General features: G+C 64.0%; 23 protein-coding genes. 11 read left to right on the top strand and 12 right to left on the bottom strand.

Translation table 11 applies throughout. The features are described from left to right. Positions 1-203: 203 nt before the first annotated feature. Complete coding sequence (locus tag ACN8ZM_RS33240) at positions 204-533, bottom strand: hypothetical protein (RefSeq protein WP_420213335.1); 330 nt, start codon at positions 531-533, stop codon at positions 204-206. A 906-nt stretch (positions 534-1,439) separates the two neighbouring features. On the opposite strand from ACN8ZM_RS33240, the gene ACN8ZM_RS33235 reads away from it, so the two are divergent. From ACN8ZM_RS33235 to ACN8ZM_RS33225, 3 genes are all read left to right on the top strand, one after another. Further along, positions 1,440-2,015, top strand: coding sequence for a hypothetical protein (locus tag ACN8ZM_RS33235; protein WP_420213117.1), 576 nt, complete (start codon positions 1,440-1,442; stop codon positions 2,013-2,015). 1,170 nt (positions 2,016-3,185) lie between these two features. Continuing rightward, positions 3,186-4,019: a response regulator gene (locus ACN8ZM_RS33230; protein ID WP_420213116.1), complete on the top strand. Its 834-nt coding sequence runs from the start codon at positions 3,186-3,188 to the stop codon at positions 4,017-4,019. Then, the gene (locus ACN8ZM_RS33225; RefSeq protein WP_420213115.1) at positions 4,012-6,360 is read left to right on the top strand and encodes a sensor histidine kinase; all 2,349 of its coding nucleotides are present in this window, start codon (positions 4,012-4,014) and stop codon (positions 6,358-6,360) included. Before ACN8ZM_RS33230 ends, ACN8ZM_RS33225 begins: the two co-directional genes overlap by 8 nt. A gap of 48 nt (positions 6,361-6,408) precedes the next feature. On the opposite strand, the gene ACN8ZM_RS33220 is transcribed toward ACN8ZM_RS33225, so the two are convergent. Genes ACN8ZM_RS33220 through ACN8ZM_RS33210 form a run of 3 tightly spaced genes read right to left on the bottom strand, consistent with a single transcriptional unit; the run spans position 6,409 to position 8,496 of the window. Beyond that, positions 6,409-7,254 (bottom strand): pirin family protein, encoded by an 846-nt coding sequence (locus ACN8ZM_RS33220; protein WP_089452686.1) that lies wholly within the window; start codon positions 7,252-7,254, stop codon positions 6,409-6,411. 36 nt (positions 7,255-7,290) lie between these two features. Further along, the gene (locus ACN8ZM_RS33215) at positions 7,291-7,896 is read right to left on the bottom strand and encodes an FMN-dependent NADH-azoreductase (protein ID WP_420213114.1); all 606 of its coding nucleotides are present in this window, start codon (positions 7,894-7,896) and stop codon (positions 7,291-7,293) included. Positions 7,897-7,917: 21 nt separating this feature from the next. Then, positions 7,918-8,496, bottom strand: coding sequence for a YceI family protein (locus ACN8ZM_RS33210; RefSeq protein ID WP_205821448.1), 579 nt, complete (start codon positions 8,494-8,496; stop codon positions 7,918-7,920). Between the two features lie 117 nt (positions 8,497-8,613). On the opposite strand from ACN8ZM_RS33210, the gene ACN8ZM_RS33205 reads away from it, so the two are divergent. The 5 genes from ACN8ZM_RS33205 to proP all read left to right on the top strand — a co-directional run bounded on the left by ACN8ZM_RS33205 (position 8,614) and on the right by proP (position 13,829). After that, positions 8,614-9,537 (top strand): LysR family transcriptional regulator, encoded by a 924-nt coding sequence (locus ACN8ZM_RS33205; RefSeq protein ID WP_043184315.1) that lies wholly within the window; start codon positions 8,614-8,616, stop codon positions 9,535-9,537. After that, positions 9,521-10,399, top strand: a complete 879-nt coding sequence (locus tag ACN8ZM_RS33200; RefSeq protein WP_420213113.1) for a Crp/Fnr family transcriptional regulator — start codon at positions 9,521-9,523, stop codon at positions 10,397-10,399. The genes ACN8ZM_RS33205 and ACN8ZM_RS33200 overlap by 17 nt, the downstream gene beginning before the upstream one ends. 96 nt (positions 10,400-10,495) lie before the next feature. Then, complete coding sequence (locus tag ACN8ZM_RS33195) at positions 10,496-10,912, top strand: RidA family protein (protein ID WP_420213112.1); 417 nt, start codon at positions 10,496-10,498, stop codon at positions 10,910-10,912. Positions 10,913-10,948: 36 nt separating this feature from the next. After that, positions 10,949-11,980: a 4-hydroxyphenylpyruvate dioxygenase family protein gene (locus tag ACN8ZM_RS33190; RefSeq protein ID WP_420213111.1), complete on the top strand. Its 1,032-nt coding sequence runs from the start codon at positions 10,949-10,951 to the stop codon at positions 11,978-11,980. A 379-nt stretch (positions 11,981-12,359) separates the two neighbouring features. Continuing rightward, positions 12,360-13,829 (top strand): glycine betaine/L-proline transporter ProP, encoded by a 1,470-nt coding sequence (gene proP / locus ACN8ZM_RS33185; RefSeq protein WP_420213110.1) that lies wholly within the window; start codon positions 12,360-12,362, stop codon positions 13,827-13,829. Positions 13,830-13,961: 132 nt separating this feature from the next. Here the strand turns inward: proP and ACN8ZM_RS33180 are convergent, their stop codons facing one another. The 4 genes from ACN8ZM_RS33180 to ACN8ZM_RS33165 form a co-directional block, all read right to left on the bottom strand. Continuing rightward, positions 13,962-15,314, bottom strand: a complete 1,353-nt coding sequence (locus ACN8ZM_RS33180; RefSeq protein WP_043184307.1) for a TRAP transporter large permease — start codon at positions 15,312-15,314, stop codon at positions 13,962-13,964. Positions 15,315-15,318: 4 nt separating this feature from the next. Further along, a complete protein-coding gene (locus ACN8ZM_RS33175; protein WP_205821437.1) occupies positions 15,319-15,891 on the bottom strand; it encodes a TRAP transporter small permease subunit in 573 nt (190 codons plus the stop codon). Next, positions 15,888-16,874: a TRAP transporter substrate-binding protein gene (locus ACN8ZM_RS33170; RefSeq protein ID WP_420213109.1), complete on the bottom strand. Its 987-nt coding sequence runs from the start codon at positions 16,872-16,874 to the stop codon at positions 15,888-15,890. Before ACN8ZM_RS33170 ends, ACN8ZM_RS33175 begins: the two co-directional genes overlap by 4 nt. A gap of 469 nt (positions 16,875-17,343) precedes the next feature. Next, positions 17,344-18,429 (bottom strand): helix-turn-helix transcriptional regulator, encoded by a 1,086-nt coding sequence (locus ACN8ZM_RS33165; RefSeq protein ID WP_420213108.1) that lies wholly within the window; start codon positions 18,427-18,429, stop codon positions 17,344-17,346. A gap of 532 nt (positions 18,430-18,961) precedes the next feature. On the opposite strand from ACN8ZM_RS33165, the gene ACN8ZM_RS33160 reads away from it, so the two are divergent. Continuing rightward, a complete protein-coding gene (locus ACN8ZM_RS33160; protein ID WP_420213107.1) occupies positions 18,962-19,708 on the top strand; it encodes an aminotransferase class I/II-fold pyridoxal phosphate-dependent enzyme in 747 nt (248 codons plus the stop codon). Continuing rightward, positions 19,647-19,982 carry an aminotransferase class I/II-fold pyridoxal phosphate-dependent enzyme gene (locus tag ACN8ZM_RS33155; protein WP_420213106.1) on the top strand — a complete coding sequence of 112 codons (336 nt, stop codon included), beginning with the start codon at positions 19,647-19,649 and terminating at the stop codon, positions 19,980-19,982. Before ACN8ZM_RS33160 ends, ACN8ZM_RS33155 begins: the two co-directional genes overlap by 62 nt. An 80-nt stretch (positions 19,983-20,062) precedes the next feature. Here ACN8ZM_RS33155 and ACN8ZM_RS33150 read toward each other — a convergent pair whose 3' ends face one another. Next, positions 20,063-20,314: a hypothetical protein gene (locus ACN8ZM_RS33150; RefSeq protein WP_043184298.1), complete on the bottom strand. Its 252-nt coding sequence runs from the start codon at positions 20,312-20,314 to the stop codon at positions 20,063-20,065. Between the two features lie 771 nt (positions 20,315-21,085). Further along, positions 21,086-21,574, bottom strand: a complete 489-nt coding sequence (locus ACN8ZM_RS33145; protein ID WP_420213105.1) for a RidA family protein — start codon at positions 21,572-21,574, stop codon at positions 21,086-21,088. 278 nt (positions 21,575-21,852) lie between these two features. On the opposite strand from ACN8ZM_RS33145, the gene ACN8ZM_RS33140 reads away from it, so the two are divergent. Then, positions 21,853-22,152 carry an H-NS family nucleoid-associated regulatory protein gene (locus ACN8ZM_RS33140; RefSeq protein WP_043184296.1) on the top strand — a complete coding sequence of 100 codons (300 nt, stop codon included), beginning with the start codon at positions 21,853-21,855 and terminating at the stop codon, positions 22,150-22,152. A 161-nt stretch (positions 22,153-22,313) separates the two neighbouring features. Here ACN8ZM_RS33140 and ACN8ZM_RS33135 read toward each other — a convergent pair whose 3' ends face one another. Next, entirely contained in the window at positions 22,314-22,646 is a 333-nt protein-coding gene (locus ACN8ZM_RS33135; RefSeq protein ID WP_089452673.1) for a cupin domain-containing protein, read from the bottom strand. 222 nt (positions 22,647-22,868) lie between these two features. Continuing rightward, complete coding sequence (locus tag ACN8ZM_RS33130; protein ID WP_420213104.1) at positions 22,869-23,465, bottom strand: nucleotidyltransferase domain-containing protein; 597 nt, start codon at positions 23,463-23,465, stop codon at positions 22,869-22,871. Positions 23,466-23,545 lie beyond the last annotated feature (80 nt).

The raw sequence follows: 23,545 nt of genomic DNA, 5'->3' as shown, positions 1-23,545 counted from the left end.
TGCGTCCGAAATGGCCTGCGAACAGACCGATTGCGGGTCGGGATGCTCATGATGGCGGCACCCTGTGCGTCAACAGGCCCGCCGTGTGCAGTGCGACGCAGCGCACGCGCGACGCGGAACGCGCCTTTCCTGAAACGCGTGCCATCCGGCACGCACTCCCCGTATGCGGCGCTGCCAACAATCAGAGCGTCGTTGCTACGCTTCTATCGTCTGGGCCCTTTCATGCCCTCCGACTCCATGGCCGCATGCCACTCCTCATTCGCCTCGATCGGGTCCATCGCTTCGTCAACCGAAGCCGTCGCGCGCTCGGCGGCGGCTCTGGTGTCGTCTGCCTCGGAGGCAGCATCACCATCGCCATCGCCGTCACCGTCGCTCGGGGGATGAAGCATGTCCTTGAGCATGGCGCTCAACTCCGACGTGTCCCATGGCAGCCCACGCCGAGTCCGATCCTTGATGTAGTGCCTCACTTCCGCGTCCTGCTCCACGGTCAGCGGCAGCCCTCGGAAGGTGCTTTGGGGACCAGCGTCGATCATCGCATTCTCCTGTTTCATGGCATGTTCAGTGTACTCGCCATCGCAAGCACGCGAGCCACGATTGCTGCGCGCTTGCGTCGGATCAAACGTGCGGGCTCGACAGGCAGGCGGCAGCCACAAAGCGCCGCTCACCAGCAGCGATGGTCGGACATCAGGGCGACCGTTCCGCCCAGCGAGGAGCCGTTCGACCAATGTGACGAGCGTCGCAAGATCGACTGTTTGCAGCAGGGTCGACGCGGGCATCCTTCCGCCGCATTCGTCCGGCATTTCCATGCACGCGAATCGTCTTCGTTCGCACGCAATCCGATGGCGACCCGCCCGTCTCTATTCTTAAAATAAGACGATTGATTCAAAAAATCGAAATCCGATTGACACGTCTGAAATTACACGGATTTCATTGGATTTTTTATTTCGAAAAATAGCTTAACGTCGCCTTGTAATCCGTCAATCGTCCGTCTATGTTCGTTCAATAACGAATAGTCTTGCTCACCAGGTTGTCGTGGGCCTGCTTTGTGTCCGGGGGGCAGTCGGTAGTTAACGAAGGGAAGGAAGGCGACGACTATGGACACTTGCTTCACGCGCACGGCCTAGACACCCTAGGGTCTCCATCTTCAAGCATCCACTCGCCTGTACGGCATCCCGCGCGCCGGGTGACGTCACGCCTGCGCGTCTGCTTGACCACTGGCAATCAATGGGCGTTACGTGACGCGCCGAGGGAAGCCGGTCGTATATCGCCACCAAAATCGTGAAGCCTGGCTACAACGGATTTCGCCACCCGATAGTCGCCAAGCGAAACCGTGCCTGTTTTCGATTCCTGCTAGTGGATGCATGCAGTTCGGTCAGTCAAGGAAGCAACCCGCCCCGCTTGGTCAAGTTAAGCGCCCGATTCATGACTTGGAGATGAACATGAAAAGCAAGCGTCTAAGCGTTCTGTCTGCAACAGCTGTTGCCCTTCTATCGCTCAGTGGTGCCGCGCAGGCCGATGGCCTTTGCTCGAGCGCGATGCTAAAGGGAGCGTTTGAGTTTATTGGTCACGGAGAGATTCTTGGATTGATCGGTGCCGACGGCAAGGTGCATCCATACGCTGCCCCGTCGATCCTCGATGACGTCGCGCTGGTGACGTTCGACGGTACGAGCCATTATTCACGCACCGATTTCGGGGTGATCGGCGGCCTGCCGAAAGGTGGGCAGACGTCGTTCAATCCGCACCAGACCGGAAACTACACGGTGAACTCCGATTGCACCGGCACCATGAGCACGGTCTATACCACGGGCGGATCCGTGCCGGCCGGCGTCGAGACCGATCTGAACATCGTCGTCGCTGCCGACGGGACGTTCATCGAATCCGTTGTCTACAAAGCGGTCACCGTGTCAGGCGAGAGCGCGGATGGTGTCGTAAAGTGTCCGCCGAATTGCGTGCAAGGCGTGCAGGAGACCTTTGAGGGTAAAAAAATCTTTGTGCGTCGCGAAAATCACGATTGACCGTTTTACCTGGGTCGCTGCCGTTCGAACGCCGTCGCGCCGAACCCGCGACGATCTCGAGCCTCATGGGTCAGCGTCGTTCAGATGCCAGACAGACGGAAGCCGGCCCGCACCCGGGGGCGGCCCGCTCGGTTTCATTCAGGAGGTGGATGGCGTCGCACGATCCCCGGGACTGAGGCATGCGCCACCGGTTCGTGAGAACCGGGGCGTTGGCCCGTCATGCCTGTCGTGCTCATCGTTCTCGTGCCCGCCTGATTCGAGCGCGCACCGCGCGCGGCCGCCCGGCGGATCGAACCGTCGGACGGCCAACGCGCAGCCACTCACCCTTTCCGTCCCGCCGTCAAACGCATTCCCCGGATTTCCGGAACAGCATCGACGACTTGCCGGACGACCCCTGCATCGAATGAATCGATCGAATTTCCTTGACGATTTCGTCTCGACCGACGCCCCACACACAAGCATATTTCAAGATTCACCGATTTTTCTTATATAGCAACGTATTCGGCAAATCATGAGATTTGCATAACCCTCGTGCCAGTTATTCGTGCCCTGCCTCAATCCCATGTCATCGGAATCGCATCATTCAATGTCATATTGGTATCGCATGCACCCCGACGGGACTTCGGCATGCGATCCGCGCGATCTCGGATGTATCGAAAGAATCGATTCCAGCCGCGCCAAGGCTAGTGTGCGGGTATCTGGACAAACGCACCTTTTCCCGCTCGGAAAAAACCTTTTCCCGAGCGGACGACATTGATATCCATACACTTCGGCACGAAAGCCGATTACCGGACGAACAGAATTCCGACCAGCCCCCGGCAAAAAACAGCAATCAGGCACGCTACGAGCTCCCCATCTGGTTTACCTTGATGACATCGATTTTCCGACGCATGACGAACTGGTTCATCGATCGGAACAATTCGAATTCAGGGCAATTAACCCTCAAACAAAGACCGATTATCAACATTCAGTTCGGTATGTTTTTCCACCTCCGTTTCTTCCGGCCAGACGGCACGACGACAACCAAGCCACACCGCGTCGCACAAGCCCTCTCGGGCCACACGGAATCCTCACAGTCGGCGCTGCCGTCGACATATAATTTTTCGCCACAATCGCGCAGACAGCGATGTTCCCAACCTGACCGGCCACCCTTCCAACGCGTCCGCAACCATGTCATCCCGCTCGCCCAGTTCGGTGTTGCCTCGTGCCACGCCGGATCTCGCTGACGCACATATTCTTGTCGTCGACGATCGCCCGAACGACCTGCGGCTCCTGACCGAGATCCTGCGTACCGCGCGGTGCCGGATCAGCGTTGCGTTCGACGGCCTGCAGGCCTATCACCGTGCCCAGGCGATCGCGCCCGACCTGATCCTGATGGATGTCCGCATGCCGCGCATGGACGGCTTCGCCGCGTGCCGGCTGCTGGCGTCGACGCCTTCGACGCAATCGATCCCGATCATCATCCTGACTGCCGCGGGCGATCTCGAGGATCGCCTCGCGGGGCTCGAAACGGGCGCAATCGACTACATCGTCAAGCCGTTCGAGCCGACGGAGGTGCTGGCCCGGATCCGCAATCACCTGAAGCGGGCACGGCGCAGCCAGCCGTTCGCGCATCTGCCCGCGTTGCCCGACCACCCGGATGCGGCCCTCGTGCGCGCGGCGACCGAGGTCCTGCTGCGCGACCTGCGCCATCCGCCGGCGCTCGAGGATCTCGCCAGACAGGTCGGGACGCACGAAAAGCGCCTGTCCCGCGTGTTCCGCGACCATCTCGGCCAGACCGTGTTCGAATATCTGCGCGACACGCGCCTGCGCGCGGCGATGCATTTCCTCGCGGAGACGTCGATGGGGATCGGCGACATCGCCGAAGAAATCGGCTTTTCCACGCCCGGCAATTTCGCGACGGCCTTTCGCGAACGCTTCGGCATCACGCCGTCCGACTGGCGGCGCCAGCACCACGCGGCCAATGCGCCCGCCACGCCCGCGGAGCACCGTCACGATGCGTAGGCGCCACGCGGCATGGGCAGCCGGATGTCGCGCAGTGCTGCTGCTTCTGATCGCGATGGCCGTCACCTGCGCGACCGCGCGCGCCGCGTCGGCGCCGAACCCCGCGCAACTGGATGCCGTGTCGGTATTCGAGGACGCGAGCACGACGATGTCCGCCGATCAGGTCGCCGCCCGGCTCGCCAATCCGGGCCATGACACGCCGTTGGCCAGCACGTCGTCGTTCAACGTCGAGTTCTCGCGATCGGCATGGTGGATCCGCGCAACGCTGACCAACCGCGACAGCGCCGCGCGCGCGCTGGTGCTGGCGATTCGCGACGCGCGTGTCGACCAGGCGGACTTCTATATCGGCCAGCACGGCCAGTGGACACTCGACAGCCGTTTCCCGGCCGCCGGCACCGGCGGTGATGCCACCCCGCCGTCGTCGCGCTACCCGGTACTCGACATCACGCTGCGCGCCGGCGAAAGCATTCCCGTGCTGATCCGCGTCACGTCACGCAAGGAAATGCGGCTCGCGCCGGCCGCGTTCACGCATACGGCATGGGATGCGCTGGAACGTCGCGCGACGATGTGGGATTTCGGCTTCTTCGGCGGGCTGCTCGCGCTCGTGTGGTGCGCGCTGCTGATCGGGTTCTTTTCGCGCAGCGGCATGTTCCATGTGCTGGCCGCGTTGGCGCTGAGCACGACGCTGTTCGAAGCGGCATACCGCGGCTATCCGGCGATGGCGTTGCCGCCCGCGCTGCATGAATGGTCGGCGCGCGGCGAAGTGATTTTCGCGTACCTGGCGGTCGCCTGCTTCATCGTCTTCATCCTGATGGTCGCCCGGCGCGAGCAGGCCAGGCTACCGATGCGCGCGATCTACATGGCCTTCCTCGCGCTCGAATGTGTCGGCATGGTCGGCGCCGCCAGCGGCGACCTGCTGACGTTCACGTGGTTCTGCCTGCGGCTGAATGCGGTACTCGGGATCGTCAACATCAGCCTCGCGCTGATGCTCGCGATCCGCCGGACGCCGACCGGCCGCGTGATGCTGATCGCCATCGGGTTCGCCACCTTCAACATGCTGATCCGCGTGCTCGACGGCATGAACACGCTGCCGCCGGCGCTGTCCTGGCTGAAATCCGACATCTACCCGAACCCCGTCATCGCGATCATCGGTCTCGCCACGCACCTGCTGGTGCTGGCCGCGTGGATCCACCACGTGGGCCGCCAGCGCACCGAGGCGAGGACGCGGCTCGAACACTGGCAGATCACCGAACAGGACCGCCTGCGCGACGAAGTCGCACGACGCACGGTCGCGCTCAACGACGCGCTGCAACAGGTGACGACCCACATGCAGCAGAAGATCGAGACACTCGGTTACGTCAGCCACGACCTGCGCGCGCCGCTGTCCACGATCAACGGCTACGCAAAGCTGCTGCTGCAAAGCGCGACGCGCGGCCAGGCGCAACTGATCCGGTCGATCGATCGCAGCATCCGCTACCAGCTCGCACTGATCGACGAACTGCTCGCGTTCACGAAGGCCGAGCTGCAGCCGCTCGGCGTGGCGCCGGACGCGACCGACCTGCCCGGCCTGCTCGACGACATCGGTCACTATGCGCTCGCGCTGTGCGCGCAGCAGGACAACCGGTTCGTCTACCGGCCGGCCACGCCGCTGCCGCGCACGGTGTCGATCGACGGCATGCGGCTGCAGCAGGTGCTGCTCAATCTGTTGTCGAATGCGTCGAAATTCACGCGCGACGGCACGGTCACGCTGTCGATTCATGCGTCTCGCGAAGGCGACACATGGCGCCTGTTGTTCGAGGTGGCCGATACGGGTATCGGGATCGACATCAGCGGAACCCGCGACATCTTCCGCGCGTACCAGCAGGTGCAGGCCGTGAACGGCGGCACCGGGCTCGGCCTGTTCATCGCGCAGCGCATCGTCGGCGCGATGGGGGGCGAGCTGGCCGTCGCCAGCCAGCCGGGCGCCGGCACGGCGTTCTCGTTCGCGATCGTCGCGCCGGCCGTCGGGCACGCGCTCGTACCGGCGCCGGAGCTGGTCCGGCGGTTTCATCCGGACCGCGATGCCGAATCGAACCGTGCCGCGCCCCCGATGCAGGGCCCGCCCGACGACGCGCTCGCCGAACTGATCCGGCTGGCCGACAACGGGCAGCTCACCGATATCGAGGATTGGCTCGGCCAGTATGCGGACGAGCCGGACTACGCGGCCTTCGTGCAGGACGTGCGCGAGCGCCTCGATGCACTGGATCTGACCGCGATCGGGAAACGGGCCGGCGCGCTGCAACGCGCGCGCATCGCCGATACGTCGTTCGACGCCGAGATGGACGCAGCCGGGCCGGCCTGACTACGTCGGTCCATCCGTTTCATATCGATCGGATACCTTACCGACGAATCAACGCAACGCGCCCTTAGCGCGCAGTTCGCGGCCGATGCGCACGATCTCGCGCTCGCCCTCCACCAGCGCGGCGGCGCTCGTGTGCACCGAATAGTTGCCCAGATGCAGATCGTGCGGATGCGGGACGGCCGTGCCGACCACGAAGCGCACATCGGTCACCGCCTCGAATTCGATCGCGGCGTCGGACGCGTCGAAGACCACCAGCTCGCCCTGGGCGACCGGATCCGGTACGCGCAGGCTGCCGTCCATCACGGCGGTCCAGCCGACGCTGTAGCCCGGCTGCGGCCGGCAGGTCCAGCGCTCGCCGGCCTGGAGCTGCACGACGACGTAGTGGATGCCCGGCGGCGCATCGATCGGGCTGACCGCATCGCCGCTGCGGCCGAGCAGCACGCGCGCCGGGCCGTCCGACGGGATGTCGGCGATCGACAGATGCTGGCTGAATGCCGGCGCCAGCTCGCGCTCCGGCGGCAACGCGACCCACAGCTGGAACACCTTGACCGGCGGCACGACGGTGCCGGTATGCCAGACCCCGCGCCCGGCGCTCATCCATTCGATGTCGCCGGCCACGATCGCGCCTTCGTGGCCGGTGGATTCGGCAAAGGTGCCCTGGCCGTCGATCACGAGCGTGAGCGTGGCGATCCCCGAGTGCGGATGCCAGCCGAAGCCCGACCCGAGCGACGCTTGCGTATCGACGAGATCGAGAAAAACGAACGGCTTGATCATCTCGCCGACGTCGGACGGGCTCACCATCCGCACGATGGGGCCGTGCGCACGGCCGCGGGTGCGGAAGATGACGTGACGGCCGGCGACGGCGACATCGGCGGGCTGCGTGGCATGTGACATGGGGGTTCTCCGGTGGTCGGTCTCGGTTAGGTGACGTCAGGCCGCGAGCGCAGCCGCCGCTTCCTTCGCCGATGCGATCGCGCCGTTGCGCAGGTCCTGCCCCATCGCGACGCCTTCCGCACGGATGAACGTGATGTCCGTGATGCCCAGGAAACCGAACGCCGCTTTCAGATAGGTTTCCTGATGATCGAACGCGGCGGCAGGCGAACCTTCGCTGTACACGCCGCCGCGCGACGACGCGACGACCAGCTTCTTGCCGCCGCACAACCCGACCGGCCCGTTCTCGCCGTAACGAAACGTCGTGCCGGCGACCGAGATACGGTCGATCCACGCCTTCAGTTGCGACGCAATGCCGAAGTTGTACATCGGCGCGCCGATCACCACGATGTCCGCCGCGAGAAAGTCGTCGAGCGCGCGCTGGCCGATCTCGACGTCCGCCTTCAATGCATCGCCGATCGGGGCGCCTTGCGCGGCGGCCAGGTGTTCTGCCGTCAGATGACCGATCGGCGTGGCGGCGAGGTCGAGACGCGTCACCGTGAGGCCCGGATCGCGGGCGCGGAAGGTCGCGACGGCCTCCGCCGACAGTTCGCGGCTGACGGAGCCTTGGCCGAGGATGCTGGAATCGATATGGAGCAGTTTCATGTGGGTGTTCTCCGAACGGGATTACTGTTTGAGCGCCTCGGCCGTGATCAGCAGCTTCGTCTTCATCCTGAAGCCGTACTGCTTGCCGTAGTCGAGACCGAAATCGCTGCGGTCGAATTCGCCGACCGCGTCGACGCCGCACACTTCACGCTTGAGCATCGGGTGCGGCATGCACTTGAACGCATCGATCTTCAGCGTCACCGGCTTCGTGACGCCATGCAGCGTCAGGTTGCCGACCACCGACACCGGCTTGTCGCCGTCGAACTTGATCGTGCCCTTGTAGTTCGCCTGCGGAAACTTCGCGACGTCGAAAAACTCGGCCGTCTGCAGGTGCTCGTCGAGCTTCGCGCTGCCGGTGTGGATCGACGCGATGTCGGTCGTCACGTCGACCGTGCCCGTCTTCGCCGCGCGGTCGAGCGTCACGGTGCCGCTCGACTTGTCGAACTTGCCGCGCCACACCGACAGGCCGCCCATGTGGTCGGCTTCGAAGCTCGGGTACGTGTGATTCGGGTCGAACTGGTAGGTGGCGCTTTCGGCGAAGGCCGAACACGACAGCACCGCTGCCAGCGCGCCCGCTGCGATCATCAAATGCTTCTTCAATGCTTTCTCCCTGGAACGTAAAGGTTCGTCTGTAGCGTGAGAGCAGTATGGAGATGGACGCTGCTTTACACTAGACGGATAAATAGGATTTGATTAATCCATTTTTGGAGGAATCCGATGCTCGATCTGAATGACCTCGCGCTGTTCGTCCAGGTCGTGCGCGCCGGCAGCTTCTCGGAGGCCGCGCGCCGCCTGCGCATGCCGGCCAATACGCTTAGCCGGCGCATCGACCAGCTCGAAGGGCAACTCGGCACGCGCCTGCTGCATCGCTCGACCCGCAAGCTCGCGCCGAGCACGGAAGGGCAAGCGCTGTTCGAGCGCTATGCGCCGGCGCTCGACCGGATCTTCGAGATCGGGCGGCTGCATGCGGACGGACAGGAACCGTCCGGCACCGTGCGCGTGACGGCGATGGCCGGCCTGTTCGAAATTTTCCGGCTGGAATGGCTGGCCGAGTTCTATGCGCGCTACCCGCAGATCAGCATCGACTTCCTGCTCGACGACACGCCGTCCGACCTGATCGGCGAGCGCATCGACCTGGCCCTGCGCATGGGGATCGAGACCGGCGGCAGCTTCCGCGTGCGCCGGATTGCACCGGGCACGATGATCCTCGCGGCCAGCCCCGCCTACCTGGAACGGCGCGGCGCGCCGCGCACGCCGCGCGAACTGGCCGACCACGACTGCCTGACGGTGTCCGGTCGCCAGGGCCGCAGCATGTGGCGCCTGCAGGGGCCGCGCGGCACCCAGGAAATCTCGATCGACAGCCGCTTCTCGGTCAACGACATGCGCGTGGTGGTACAGGCCTGCATCGCCGGGCTCGGGGTCGCGCTGCTGCCGCAGTTGCTCGCCGAACCGGCCATCGAGCAAGGCAAACTGGTGCGCGTGCTGCCTGCCTATCGACGGTCGAGCAGCGACCTCGGGCTGCAACTCGTCTATACGAGCCGCCCGCCCCTGGCGCCCGCGGTCACGGTGTTTGCCGATTTCCTGCTGGAGAAGCTGGGCGAAGCGCTGCCCGGGCAGTCGAAGCATGCTGCCGACCGATGACGTTTCCTCGTCGCGGCAAACGGGATATCGGCCATTGGACACTCCGGTGCGCTGCGTCGCGTCGGGCAACGGCGCCAGGCTTGCAAAGGTCGAGCCGCGATTCGCACCGTGCCTGCTTCTCCGGCGACTCGCCCGGGCGTACGATGAGCGGCGCAGACGCCATCGCCTGCACCACCCGGACACCTGCATGAAATCACATCACCCGCTCACGACCGAAACATGGCGCATGGACGACGCCACGGCCGCCACCTGGATCGGCGCGGCCCACCTCGGTCGCCGCAAAAAGTATGACAAGGGCGCCACGATCTACCGGCAGGGTGAGCCGGGCACCACGTTCTACTTCCTGCTGTCGGGCCGCGTACAGGTTTCGATCTTCCAGCGCGATGGTGCCGAATTCATTCTCGAAGTCATGGGGCGCTGGTCGATGTTCGGCGAGAGCCCGGCAGTCGACGGCCACCCGCGGATCGCCACGGCGATCACGGTCGAGGATTCCGAGCTGCTCGAATTCGACATCCGCGCGATCGAGGACGCGATACCGTCGTCACCCGAGCTCGCGATGGCGCTGCTGCGCGTGATCGCGCTCAAGCAGCGCATCCTGGCCTCGCGCATCCAGTACCTGGCCCTCCCCAAACCGGACATGCGCATCGGCGAACTGCTCGGCAGGCTGTCGGATCTCTATGGCGAACCACACGACGGCCGCACGCTGATCACGATCCCGCTCACGCACGAGCAGATCGCGGCGATGACCGGCGCTACGCGCGTGACCGTCACTCGCGCGTTGAAACGGCTCGTCGACCTCGGTGCGATCGAGATCCGGCAGCGGCGCATCTGGGTGACGGATGCGTCCCGGCTGCTCGGCTGATTTGTAAACGCCTATACAGACTTCCCTTCTGGGCGCCGGTAAAGTCCGCGCATCGGGTGTCCGCTGGAGGACGCCCTACCTCGTGAAGGAGAAGTCATGAACGGCATCGAACGGCTGCGCCTCCCCGAAGACGATCCGGCGTTCGGCGGCAATCGCATCTTCGACCTGTTTCAGTATTCGCCGGCAGTCACCGCCAACGGCCTCGTGTTCATCGCCGGGCAGGTCGGCCTGTGCGCCGACGGTTCGATCCCGGCCTCGCCCGTCGAGCAGATCGACGCGGCGTTCCGGCGCGTCGAAGCGATCCTCGCGCATCTCGGCCTGGATTTCTCGGATGTCGTCGAACTGGTGTCCTATCACGTCGATATCGGCGCGCACCTTGCCGACTTTCGCACGGTGAAGGCGCAATACATGCGCGCCGACTTTCCCGCCTGGACGATCCTCGGCGTCGCCGCGCTTGCACGCCCTGAATTCATCGTCGAGGTCAAGATCGTCGCGGCGACCCGCAACGCGTGAGGCTGCTTTCGCACTCGATATAATCAGGAGTTCGATATGAATCACCCAGTCAAAACCGACGGATTCGCGTTCGTCGAATTCGTTTCATCGGCGCCCACCGAGCTGGTCGACCTGTTCGAACGCTTCGGCTTTCGTGTCGCCGGACGGTCGCAACACGACATGATCCTGATGACGCAGGGCGCAGCCACTTTCGTCGTGAACGGCCATCCGAACGCGTTCCGGGATCGACATGGCGCGTCGGTCCGGGCGATCGCCATTCGCGTCGACGACGCGCACCGTGCGCAGGCGCAGGCACTGGCAGGTGGCGCGCGCCTCGCGATGCCTGAAACCGAAGGTGCATTCGTCGTCGATACGCCGACCATCCTGGGGATCGGCGACAGCCTCGTGTATTTCGTCGATACCGATATTCGCGACGTATTCAGCGTGCCGGTCGAACCGCATCGCGCACCGGCAAGCGACGCGCGCATCGTTGCCATCGATCACACGTCGAACATCGTTCACCCGCAGCATCTCGACCGCTGGGCCGATTTTTACCGCGACACCTTCGGCTTCGACGAACGGCAATATCTTGAAGTGAAGGGGCGTGCGTCCGGTATGCGTGCGCGCTCGATGGTCAGCCCGTGCGGACGCGTGTCGATTCCGGTCGCGGCCGCCGCGCACGACCGGCCCGGCGTGTTGAACCAGAATGACGAGTTCATTCGCGACTACGGCGGAGAAGGCATCCAGCATATCGCGCTGCTGAGCGCCGATATCGACGCGACGCTCGACCGCCTCGCCGCGGCCGGCATCGCGTTCATGGCCCCGCCTTCGCCTCACTACTACGCCGGCATCGACGCGCGACTGCCCGGACATGGCCTCGACGTGGAACAGCTGGCCGCGCGCGGCATTCTCGCCGACGGGAACGGACCGGAGCACATCCTGCTCCAGCGCTTCACGCGGCGCCAGATCGGCCCCGTGTTCTTCGAGATCATCGAGCGGCGCGGCGCGGACGGGTTCGGCGAAGGCAATTTCAAGGCGCTGTTCGAATCGCAGGAACAGGATCAGCAGGAGCGCAACACCCACCCGTGAACGCGGGCCACGGATCGGTACGCCACGGCATCTGTGCGTGCCTGGCGCCCTGCCCCGCCCTGTCCTGCCTGACGGACGCAAGCGGAAGCCGGTGCGGCACAGTATTTCATTGCCCGCTCGCCTGCGGCCGCTTCAGCCCGACCGACGCGCCCTCAACCGGTGTCGTTTACGACCGGGTTCCGGGCGCATGACCGATAGTCGGGCGCGCCCGTTTCTCTAAACTGGTTCCCACAACAAACCTGCCCGGTGTCGCCCGCAGCGCGCGTCACTTCACCGACATCGAGGCGCCCCGAGACATCCGCCTTCGCTGTCCATCGGCCCGCACGACTCCACTGCACACCCGCCCGGCCGGCTGCCAAGGCAATTCCAGGAGAGTTCATTGAGCCCGTCGCAAGCGCACCCCGCGAGAGCCCGGTCTTCGCGCAAGACCGTCAAGCTGGAAGACATCACGATCGTCGACCCCGCCGTCCTCAAGCGCGCGGTCGGCGCAATGGCGTTCGGCAACGCGATGGAATGGTTCGACTTCGGCGTCTACAGCTACATCGCCGTCACGCTCGGCAAGGTGTTCTTCCCGTCCAGCAGCCCGTCCGCGCAGCTGCTCGCGACCTTCGGCACGTTCGCGGCCGCGTTCCTCGTGCGCCCGCTCGGCGGCATGGTGTTCGGCCCGCTCGGCGACCGCATCGGCCGCCAGCGCGTGCTCGCCGCCACGATGATCATGATGGCCGTCGGCACCTTTGCGATCGGCCTGATCCCCAGCTACGCGTCGATCGGCATCATGGCCCCCGTGCTGCTGCTCGTCGCGCGTCTCGTGCAGGGCTTCTCGACCGGCGGCGAATACGGCGGCGCGGCCACCTTCATCGCCGAATTCTCGACCGACAAGCGCCGCGGCTTCATGGGCAGCTTCCTCGAATTCGGCACGCTGATCGGCTATACGCTCGGCGCGGCCACCGTCGCACTGCTCACCGCGTCGCTGTCGCAGGAAGCGCTGCTGTCATGGGGCTGGCGCGTGCCGTTCTTCATCGCCGGCCCGCTCGGCCTGGTGGGTCTCTATATCCGGCTGAAACTCGAGGAAACACCCGCGTTCAAGAAGGAAGCCGAAGCACGCGAAGCGGACGAACGCGGGCGGCCGAAGCAACGCTTCGCGACGCTGCTCGTCGAGCAATGGAAGCCGCTGCTGCAATGCGTCGGCCTCGTGCTGATCTTCAACGTGACCGACTACATGGCGCTGTCGTACCTGCCGAGCTACCTGTCGGCGACGCTGCATTTCCGCGAGTCGCACGGCCTGTTCATGGTGCTGCTCGTGATGGTGCTGATGATGCCGATGACGCTCTATGCCGGCCACCTGTCGGACAAGGTCGGCCGCAAGCCGGTGATGATGGCCGGCTGCGTGGGCCTGCTCGTGCTGGCAGTGCCGGCGCTGATGCTGATCCGCACCGGCGGCATGCTGCCCGTGTTCGGCGGGATGCTGATCTACGGCGTGCTGCTGTCGACGTTCACTGGCGTGATGCCGTCGGCGCTGCCGGCGCTGTTCCCCACGCGGATCCGCTACGGCGCGCTCGCGATCGGTTTCAACGTGTCGGTGTCGCTGTTCGGCGGCACGACCCCGCTCGTCACCGCGTGGCTGGTCGATCGCACCGGCGACCTGATGATGCCCGCGTACTACCTGATGGGCGCATCGTTCATCGGCATCGTGTCGGTGCTCGCGCTGCGCGAGACGGCACGCCAGCCGCTGCCCGGCTCCGCGCCGTGCGTGGCGAGCCGCGCGGAGGCGCTGAGCCTGATGCGCGGGGAATCCGGCGACGCACGCGGCCGCGATCGCAAGCTCGCCGCACTCGGCGAACGCGCTTAGCGCGACGTGCGGCGCCTCGGCAATGGCACGGTCGAGCGTCGTTGCAACGTAATGGGTACCGCAGAAACGACCGCGGCGCCGGACAACCTCGGTCGTCCGGCGCCGCGTCGATGAAAGCACGCGATCGGAGAATCAGAACACCGCGTGCCCGCTGATGATGCTCGGCAGCCAGGTCGAGAAGAACGGCAGGTACGTGACGATGTTGATCGCACTGAAGATCGCGAGATAGTACGGCCACGCCATCTTCGTGGTCTCGCCGATCGACACGTTGCCGATCGCGCAGCCGACGAACTGCACCGAGCCGATCGGCGGGTGCACGAGGCCGAGCGAGCAGTTCAGCAGCAGCATGATCCCGAACTGCACCGGCCCGACGCCGCACGCCATCGCGATCGGCAGGAACAGCGGCGTCGTGATCAGGATGTGCGCGGCCATGTCGACGAACGTGCCGAGGAACACCTGGATGATGTTGATGTACAGCAGCATCAGCCACGGCGCGGCGGTCGACTGCTTCAGCAGCCCTTCGATCGCATCCGGAATCTCCAGGTACGACATCTGGAAGCGCAGCATGTTGGACACCGCGATCAGCAGCAGCACGACGCCCGTCGTGCGCGCCGCATGCGACAGCGCGCGGCGCAGCTTCGCGGCCGTCAGCGTCCGGTAGACGACCGCGGTCAGCACGAGCGAGTACACGACGGCGATCGCGGCCGCTTCGGTCGCGGTCGCAATCCCCTTCGCGACGCACACGAGGATGATCGCGATCACCATCAGGCCGGGCACCGCACCGACGAAGCTGCGCAGCACCGCATACCAGCCGGGAAACGCGGGCAGCGCGGACGAACCGTCTTCCCGGCGCGGATAGCCGTGACGCACGGCCTGCCAGTACGCGGCGGCGAGCACGAAGCCCATCACCCACAACACCGGCAGCAGCCCCGAGAACAGCAGGTCGCCGATCGACACGCCGCTCACCGGCTGGCCGTGCAGCATGCCGGTGATGCCCTGCGCGGCGAACGCATAGATGATCATGTTGGTCGACGTCGGCATCAGCGCGCCGGCGAGCGACGCATGCGTCGTCACGTTGACCGCGTACGCGGCGCTGTAGCCTTCGCGCTTCATCAGCGGAATCACCACGCCGCCCATCGCCGACGTATCGGCGGTCGGCGAGCCCGATACGCCGCCGAACAGCGTACAGGCGACGACGTTCGCCATCCCGAGGCCGCCGCGGAAGTGGCCGACGGTCGCCTGCGCGAAGCGCAGGATCCGGTCCGCGATGCCGCCGTGCAGCATCAGTTCGCCGGAGAAGATGAAGAACGGCACCGCGAGGAACGAGAACGCGTTCATCCCCGAGATCATGGCCTGCATCGCGGTCGCGATCGGCAAGCCTTCGACCATATAGGTCAGCACGCAGGCTATCCCGAGCGCGAACGACACGGGTACGCCGAGCACGAGGAAAATCAGAAAACTGACGGACAGGATCGCGAGTTCCATGGCGTTATTGCCCCGGCGAAGAACGACGAAGCGCGAGCAGGTGCTCGAGCGAGAAGAGGATGATCGCGATCGCCGCGGGCATCGCGATCAGGTAGCGCACGCCTTCGGGCAGCCCGATGATCGGAATGCGGTCGCCCATCGTTTCGGCGGCCATGCTGCCGCAGCCGACCATGATCATGATCGCGAACGCGATCAGGCTCAGGTGCTGGATCGCGATCACCACCGTGCGCGACTTCGGCGGCAGCCGGCGCACGAGCGAATCGAGGCCGATATGGCCGCCGTCGCGCACCTTCATCGCCGCACCGAACATCGCGATCACGATCACGAGCAGCAGCGCGATCGGCTCGACGAAATCCGGCGCGTTCTCGAACACGTAGCGCATCACGACCGCGTAGAACACCAGCACCGTCAGCACCGCGAGGCACGCCGACGCGATCACCGCCAGCACGCGGAACAGCACGTCGTTCACGCAGCGCAGCAGCGGCGCGGCATGCGGCCGCGCCGTCGCCGTGCCTTCCGGGGCGCCGCCTGGCGAACCCGCAGCCGACGCGCCGTCCAGGGAAGTGTGACGTGTCACTTGGTGGCCTCGATCTCGTCGACGATCTGCTTCATCTGCGGCGTCTTTTCATATTTGATCCACAGAGGCTGCATCGCCTTCACGAACGCCGCGCGATCGATCTGCGCGGCCGGCAGGATCTTCGCGCCACCCTTCGCCACCGTCTGCTGCGCGGACGCCTCGCGCGCGGTCCACAGCTTCTGGTAATACGGCACCGAATCGGCCGCGGCCTTCCTGATCGCCGCCTGCTCCTGCGGCGACAGCGTGTCCCAGATCTTCTTCGAGAACACCAGCACTTCCGGCGTCATCGCGTGCTGCGTCTCCGAGTAGTCGGGCGCCACTTCGTAGTGCTTGGTTTCCTCGTACGACGGCATGTTGTTTTCCGCCGCGTCGACGAGGCCGGTCTTCAGGCCCGTGTACACCTCGGCGAACGGCATCGGCGTCGGCGTGCCGCCCATCGCCTTGATCTCGTCGACCATCAGGTCGGACGGTTGCACGCGCACCTTCAGCCCTTTCATGTCGGCCGGCGAGCGCACCGGGCGCTTCGCGTAGATCGAGCGTGCGCCGCTCTCGTAGAACGTCAGCGCGATCATCCCCTTCGCGGTAAACGCATCGAGGATCTTCTGGCCGGCCGGGCCGTACATCGCCTTGCGGAAATGATCGATGTCACGGAACAGGAACGGGAACGACGGAATCAGCGATTCCGGCACGATCTCGTTGAACGATGCGCCGTTCACGCGCGCCATGTCGATCGCGCCGATCCGCACCTGGTCGACCGTGTCCTTCTCGGAGCCGAGCGCGCTGTTGCCGAATACCTTGATCGAATCCTTGCCGCCCGTCTGCTTCGACAACTCGTCGCCCATGAACTTCACGGCCATGTTGGTCGGGAAGTTGTCGCCGTGCACGTCCGCCGAGCGGAACACGCGCGCCTGCGCGGACATCGCGAAGCCGGCCATCAGCGCGACGGCCAGGGCGATACGGGAGCGGGTGAATCGGTGCTTCATCGTCAGTCTCCTTGATGGTTGTGCTCGTTGTGGCGCGGCGATCCGCCGGCATGCGCATGCTTCGGCGTCGTAGTCGCTGATCGCAGAGTCATACGTCGTATGACGTGTTGACGCGAATGTACGTCGGTTAATCGTTTAACTCACTTGGTGCATACCCGTAGAATGCCTAACATGAAGGGCTTTCAGCCAATTTCAGGGAATCGTGTTCTCTGTTTAGACGAATTTTCGCGAAACGTTTTCCGGAAACGGGTTCGCATTCAAGCCGGACGGTGGCGCGACTGCTTCTACCTGTGCCGGTAAGCAATCTTTCGCTTCGCTTGCCATAGTCATAGGATGACCGACATCGAAACCAACACATAGGCGCGATGCCATGAGCACACGCCGGCCATGCGCCGCTGCGTGCGGCGCTACCAGGGAGTGGCGACGGGGAATCCGGGCAGCGGCAGACGCCAGCGCCTGCCTCGCGCCGTCACGTCTGCATGACCAGCGACGTCAGTTGCGACGCGCGCGCCACGGCCGTCTTCGCGTAGATCGACTTGATCTGCGAGCGGATCGTGCCGATCGACACGCCGCGCAACCCGGCGCATTCCTGCGGCGACAGCCCGTCGCAGCACAGCAGCACGGCGAGATCGGCCTCGGCCGACGACAGCCCGTAGAACACGCGCAACCGCTGCGCGCGGGCCGCCGGCGAACGCAGGTCGGCGGCCGTCATCAGCGTCGCGACGCCCGGCCGCTCGCGCATCAGCCGCGATTGCTCGGGCACCGGCATCAGCGCCAGCGGCAGCGGCTCGCCTGTCGCGCGCCGCAACAACAGCCCGCCGCGCGCGTGAGCGTGCCGCCATTGCGCATCGTCGATGCAGCCTTCCGGTGCGAAGCGCCCGTTCACGACCCGCAGCGCCGGCTCCGCCGCGATCAGTTGATCGGCCGCGCGATTCGTATAGCGCAGTTCGCGCTGTGCGCCGAGCAGGAACACCGGCACCGGAATCGCATCGAGCGCCGATTCGGCGGCAGCCACGCGCGCCTCGAGCTCGCCGATCCGCGCCTGGATCTGCAGCGCGCGGCTGATATGCGTTCCCATGCCTTCGATCGCACGGCGCTGATCGTCGGAAAGGCCTAGCGATTCGGGGCCGCTCTGGACGCTGAGGAATGCGCCGGAACCCTCGCTGCGATGGATGTACAGGCCCGAGATGCTGCCGAGCCCGTAAGGGTGAAGGAATTCCTGATAGAACGCGCTGTGCGCGCGCTGCTGCGCAGGCAGGTGCTTGACGTCCTCGAACCAGCGCCCCGCCGGCCAGTTGCCGGCGACCGGCACGACCGGGTCGTACCGATAGAACTCGGTGTTGTAGGTGTGGTAACACGCGGCGACCCATGACGCGTCGTCGCCCGCCGCCTGCTCGATCGCCGGCACCCTCGCCGCGTCGTCGAACGACAGCAGCGTGACCATGCGCACGCCGACCCACGATCGCAGCCCGTCCAGCACCGTTTCCCATCGCTGATCGCCCAGTGCCGCAGCGTAGACGTCATCGATCCATGCCGATGGAATCAATCCGTTCATTGGCATCTGGCCACCCCGCGCCGTGCGTTTTTGTCGAACGTCTTTCTTCTGCGCATCTTAGTCAATCGGCGCCAACGTTTGAATCACTCGTTCGCGTTTGATCGAAATACCACGTTTGTTACCGTTTATCGTCAGACGTAATGGCCGTTTTTCCGCCTTTCACCACGCAATTGCATCGGGCGCGCGCGGTGCCGTCTGCTTTTCATCCGGATCAGGGTATGCCATGATGCGGCGCATGACGATTCGAAACACCACGATCTCGCTGCACCATCACCACGGACGCCCTCTGTTGCGCCGTGGCTCGTTTCGCATCTAGCAATTGCATCGGGTAAATGCCCGATCAAGACGACAACCAAGGCGCCTCCGGCGCCTTTTTTGTTTTCTGCGGCCTTAAAAAACCTGCTGCGCCAATCTATCGATACCGTACGGAGTGTTTTCAATGCAACCACCCTGGAAAGCCGTTGCCCTGTCGGATTTGCCGCTTCGCGAGGATCTCAAGTTGCAGCACGCATACGGTGCGCCGCAGCTCGATGTGCCGGTGTGCCTGAACGTCAACGAGAATCCCTATCCGCCGTCGCCAGCGCTCGTCGAGCGCATCGCGACCGCGGTGGCCGACGCGGCGCGCGCGGCGAACCGCTATCCCGACCGCGACTTCGTCGAACTGCGATCGCATCTGGCCGAGTATCTGACGCACGACACCGGCGTGACGGTCGACGCATCGCGCGTCTGGGCGGCCAATGGCTCGAATGAAGTGATCCAGCAGATCCTGCAGGCATTCGGTGGCCCGGGGCGATCGGCGCTGGTCTTTACGCCCGCGTATCCCATGTATGACGAATACTGCCGCACGACCTTCACGCGCCTGCATAGGTTGCCGCGCACCGAGGATTTCGCGCTGGATCTGGATCAGGCGCTCAACAGTATCCGCGAGCATCAGCCGAGCGTGGTGCTACTGACGTCGCCGAACAACCCGACCGGCACCGCGCTGCCGCTCGACGATATCCGCGCGATACTGGACGTCGCGCCGGGCGTGGTCGTCGTCGACGAAGCCTATGCGGAGTTCCGGCGTCACGGCGTCCCCAGCGCGGCGACGCTGCTGCCGAACCATCCGCGGCTCGTCGTTACCCGTACGTTGAGCAAGGCGTTCAAGTTCGCGGGGGGGCCGCGTCGGGTATTGCGCGTGTGCGCCTGCGATCGTCGAAGCGCTGACGCTGGTTCGATTGCCCTATCACTTGTCGGCCTTCACCCAGGCGGCAGCCTGCGCGGCGCTGGTCGCGCGTGACGAGATGCTGTCGCAGGTGGACGCGATCAAGGCCGAGCGCGACTCGACCGTCGGCTGGCTGCGTGGCCTGGGCCTCACGGTGGCCGATTCCGATGCCAACTTCGTGATGTTCGGCGAGTTTGCGGATCGGCACCGGATCTGGAGCGGACTCCTGCGCCACGGCGTCCTGATTCGCGAGTCGGGCCCGCCGGCGTATCTTCGCGTGTCCATCGGCACCGCTGCGGAGATGGCCGCGTTCCGTGCGGCCCTGCTTGACGTGATGGCGCTCGCGTAACCCGGATCAGCGACCGGCCATCCGGTCGACGAAGCGATGGCGCGACAGCGCGCGTGCTGGCCCCGGATCCGACGATGTGCTTACTTCATCGTCGCGAACCGCATTTCCATCGCGTCGATCTTCGCGAGCACTGCTTCGCTCAACTTTCTGACGTGGCGCGGCACATCGGGCGCCGACAGCAGCTCCTCGATGCGCCCGCGCCAGTAGCTCGGATGCCGTACACGCCCCGCGCCCGACATCGACACGTCGTCGGCGTACGTTTCGCTATCCAGGAGAGCGACCATTCTCTGGATGTGAGAGAGCTCTCGCTCTGCATAGTCTCGTGCCAGCATATTGATTGAAATTCCCCGAAATACGACTGCAGGCTTTCCGTCATCAACGCGCCATCGTGTTGCGATGCAAATGACTCACCGCACACGTCGAACGTCATCGTACGCAGAAGCTGTGTCAGTAAACCGTGTGGGCATTGATTGATTTCGACACGGAGCGGCCGGCCTGTCCATTTGTTCTGATGACATCCGGTCCCGATGCCCTGCGGTCAATCGTAGGCTTATCGTCGGGTGATGGCATCTCCCAAAATGGGGATGCCGGTTAATATTGGCGGGGTGGTGGTTTCTTGAAATTGCGGGAATCGGGAATAGTCCGACAAGCATGCGGTTGCCGGACGGTGACAAATTCGCGATCGGCTGACGATTTGAAAGGCGTATAGCCGGCGCGCTGCCGCCGCGCAGGCAGGAAGCGCGGATCGACTGCGTGCCCGGGCGCGGTGCACAGCGCTACGGGCGCGAACGTGCAGCGCCGTGTGCCGCATTCGCAGGTCGCGACAACGTACGCGCTCCACTCAGTGAGCCAGCTCGCGAGATCGTCTGGACACGAGTCGAACGCCAGCGCGGCCCACTTGCCCAATCCGCCGCGCGCATTCATGTCTCAGGCATCGAACAGCGCTTGAAGCTTCGCGAGCTTCTCTTCATCGGGCTCGTTTCGAATTCCTTCGGCAGCCGTTTTTTTCTTTCGGCATCGCGAGGCGCCATCGTCAATGCCAATGCATCGGCTTTCCGCGTGCTTCGAGGAACTACGCATCCGCGACATGCAGCCCGCGGAAGTCAGCTACCGACAGCGCCGTGCATCAGCCCGAAAATGAAATCCGCTTCAACCGATGCACCTTTGGGCAATTGCAGCACGCCAACCGACGTACGCGTATGAATACCGGCGTCGCCAAGCACCGCATACAAAATGTCCGATGCGCCATCGGCAATTTCGCTTTGCATCGTGAAGCCGGGCGCGCTTCGCACATACACGGTGATGCGCGGCACCGTCGCTATCGCGTCGAGCGTGCCGCAGTGCTTTCTGATCAGCGAGAGCGCACGCAGCGCCGATACGCCGGCGGCCCGACGCCCTTCGTCGAGCGAAACGGATTCCCCCACCACGCCCACGAAATGCACCACGTCGCCGATCCGCGGAATCTGGCCGGCAATGTAGGCCGTGCGCCCGTCGACCACAACGGGCGTGTACTTTCCGCCAATCCTGATTTCCTCGTCCGGATCGAATCCGTATTCGGCCGCGATCTGTATCAGCTTATCGTCTCTGTTCATTAGTGAATTCCCCGATACTTCAGAAAAATGTAAAGACTCATTAAGTCTCTGCTGCTTGTCTCCAAGAAAAAAGCCGCCTCGAACGGTCAAAACGACGCGTCGCTTTCGATAAAAGTTTCCGGGTAATCCTCTACGCGCTCGTCAACATGACACACTTCTCAGGTGTTCGAAGCAGTCCTGCTCACCCAATCGATGACAAAACACGTAGTCGGTGAGAATTTCCACAAATTTTCCCGTTGAAACCGCTATCATGTGAGTACTCAACCTGAAGAGCGATCATGGCGACTTACAAGGAACTGAAAGCCCAAATGGATGCTTTGGCCGAGAAAGCCGAAGCTGCACGTGCCGCGGAATTCCAGGCGATCGTCGACGACATCCGCACCAAAGTTGCGGAATACGGCATTACCGAAAAGGACATTTTCGGTGCGCGTCGTGGTCGTCCGGCCAAGCAAGCGGCCGCCCCCGTGCAGGCAAAGTATCGCGACCCGAAGACCGGCGCAACCTGGTCGGGCCGCGGTCGCGCACCTGCATGGATCAAGGACGCGAAGAATCGCAATCGATTCCTGATCCAGGAATAGGATTCTCGACGCACACCGGCGCGCAGCTTCGCGCGCCGTCCTGCTATTTGGGCATCGATACCGGCGGTATTCAAAGACCGCCGGGTTGATGAAGCTTTGCCTCATTCGGCGCGCGGTGGCATGCTGCGCGCCGGATTGCATGCCGCCCAAAATTTCCCGATTCAACGTTCGTAATAAATCGCAAGCCAGACGGTTTGCGTTTCTTCGTGCGTCCACGCGACGCGATGGCGGCAATGCGGCTCGATCAGCACGTAGTCGCCGGGGTGCATTTCATGGCGCGCCGGGCCTTCTTCGAATTCGAGCACAGCTGCGCCCGACAGCAGTACGACCCATTCGGCGCGTGAGTCGTCATACCAGAAGCCGTCGGGGCTCGTGTGACCCATCGAAACGATCCGCTCTACGTTTAGACGCTGCCCCGTGACGAGGAGGTCGATTCGCTCGTCGTCGCCATGCTGGCCTTCGGCGGTGAACAGGTTGCCGGTTTGAAGTTGCATGGATTGACCTCGACGTGGACATTCAATGGATGGGGCGAGCTTGAAGGTAGCGGGCAATGTTCACTGTCGTCCAGTGTCCGACAATTCGCCGACTTGTTTCGCCGCGATGGACATCGTGGCACACCGAGATCCGTAGTCGGCCGAGACAACGCAGGACGGAATTGCGTCAAGCCCCGCTGCAAACGTGACTACGATCCATCAACCCAAGATAACGATTCAACGTTACAACGCCTGCGCCCATTCGTTGCCGGGGTGGAGAACGTCGAGGCAGCCTTTCAACCACGCGCGTTCGACACCTGGCAGTTTCGGTAATGCTCTGTCGAAATCCTGTTGATCTTTCGGGCGCCGATCCCGGGCCTTGAACAGCAGTACGGCCGATGGATTCAGATAGGGAATGCCGTCGGCTGTTTTCATCACCATGTCGGTGCGCGGTCGTTTGAACGACGGATCTCTCTTGTAGGCCCACCATTCATTCGTGCCCGGCTCGATCATCATATCAATCCGCCAGCTGTCAGCCGCGCGGTCGAATCCCCAGAATTGCATGATCCCCGATGGGGCATCCTGATTTTCCGGCAGCTTTTCCACCACTCCGGCATGCGCGGTGTAGAACGCCAGATCATCGAACACTCGGCGGAAGGTGCCAAAGTCTTCTCGCAATATCGTGAATTCCAGATCGTCATGTTCACGCGTCTGGGCGCCATGCCAAAGATCGAGCGCCCACCCGCCGACGATACACCAGGGTAAATGGACAGCATTCAATCGTTGAGCAAGCTCGGCCGGATGCCATGCGTTCCACGCATCCTCGTCGGGGACAGTCATTTGAGTCCGCATTCTGTTGAAGTGATTTACGCTGAACAATGCTCATCGGGATCGTTAGCGAACGCCCCTATACGTGGGCA

This window comes from Burkholderia aenigmatica (genome assembly GCF_048627025.1).
Lineage (GTDB): Bacteria > Pseudomonadota > Gammaproteobacteria > Burkholderiales > Burkholderiaceae > Burkholderia > Burkholderia aenigmatica.
The sequence above is the reverse complement of the archived record's forward strand: the minus strand, read 5'-3'. Positions and strand labels throughout refer to the sequence as shown.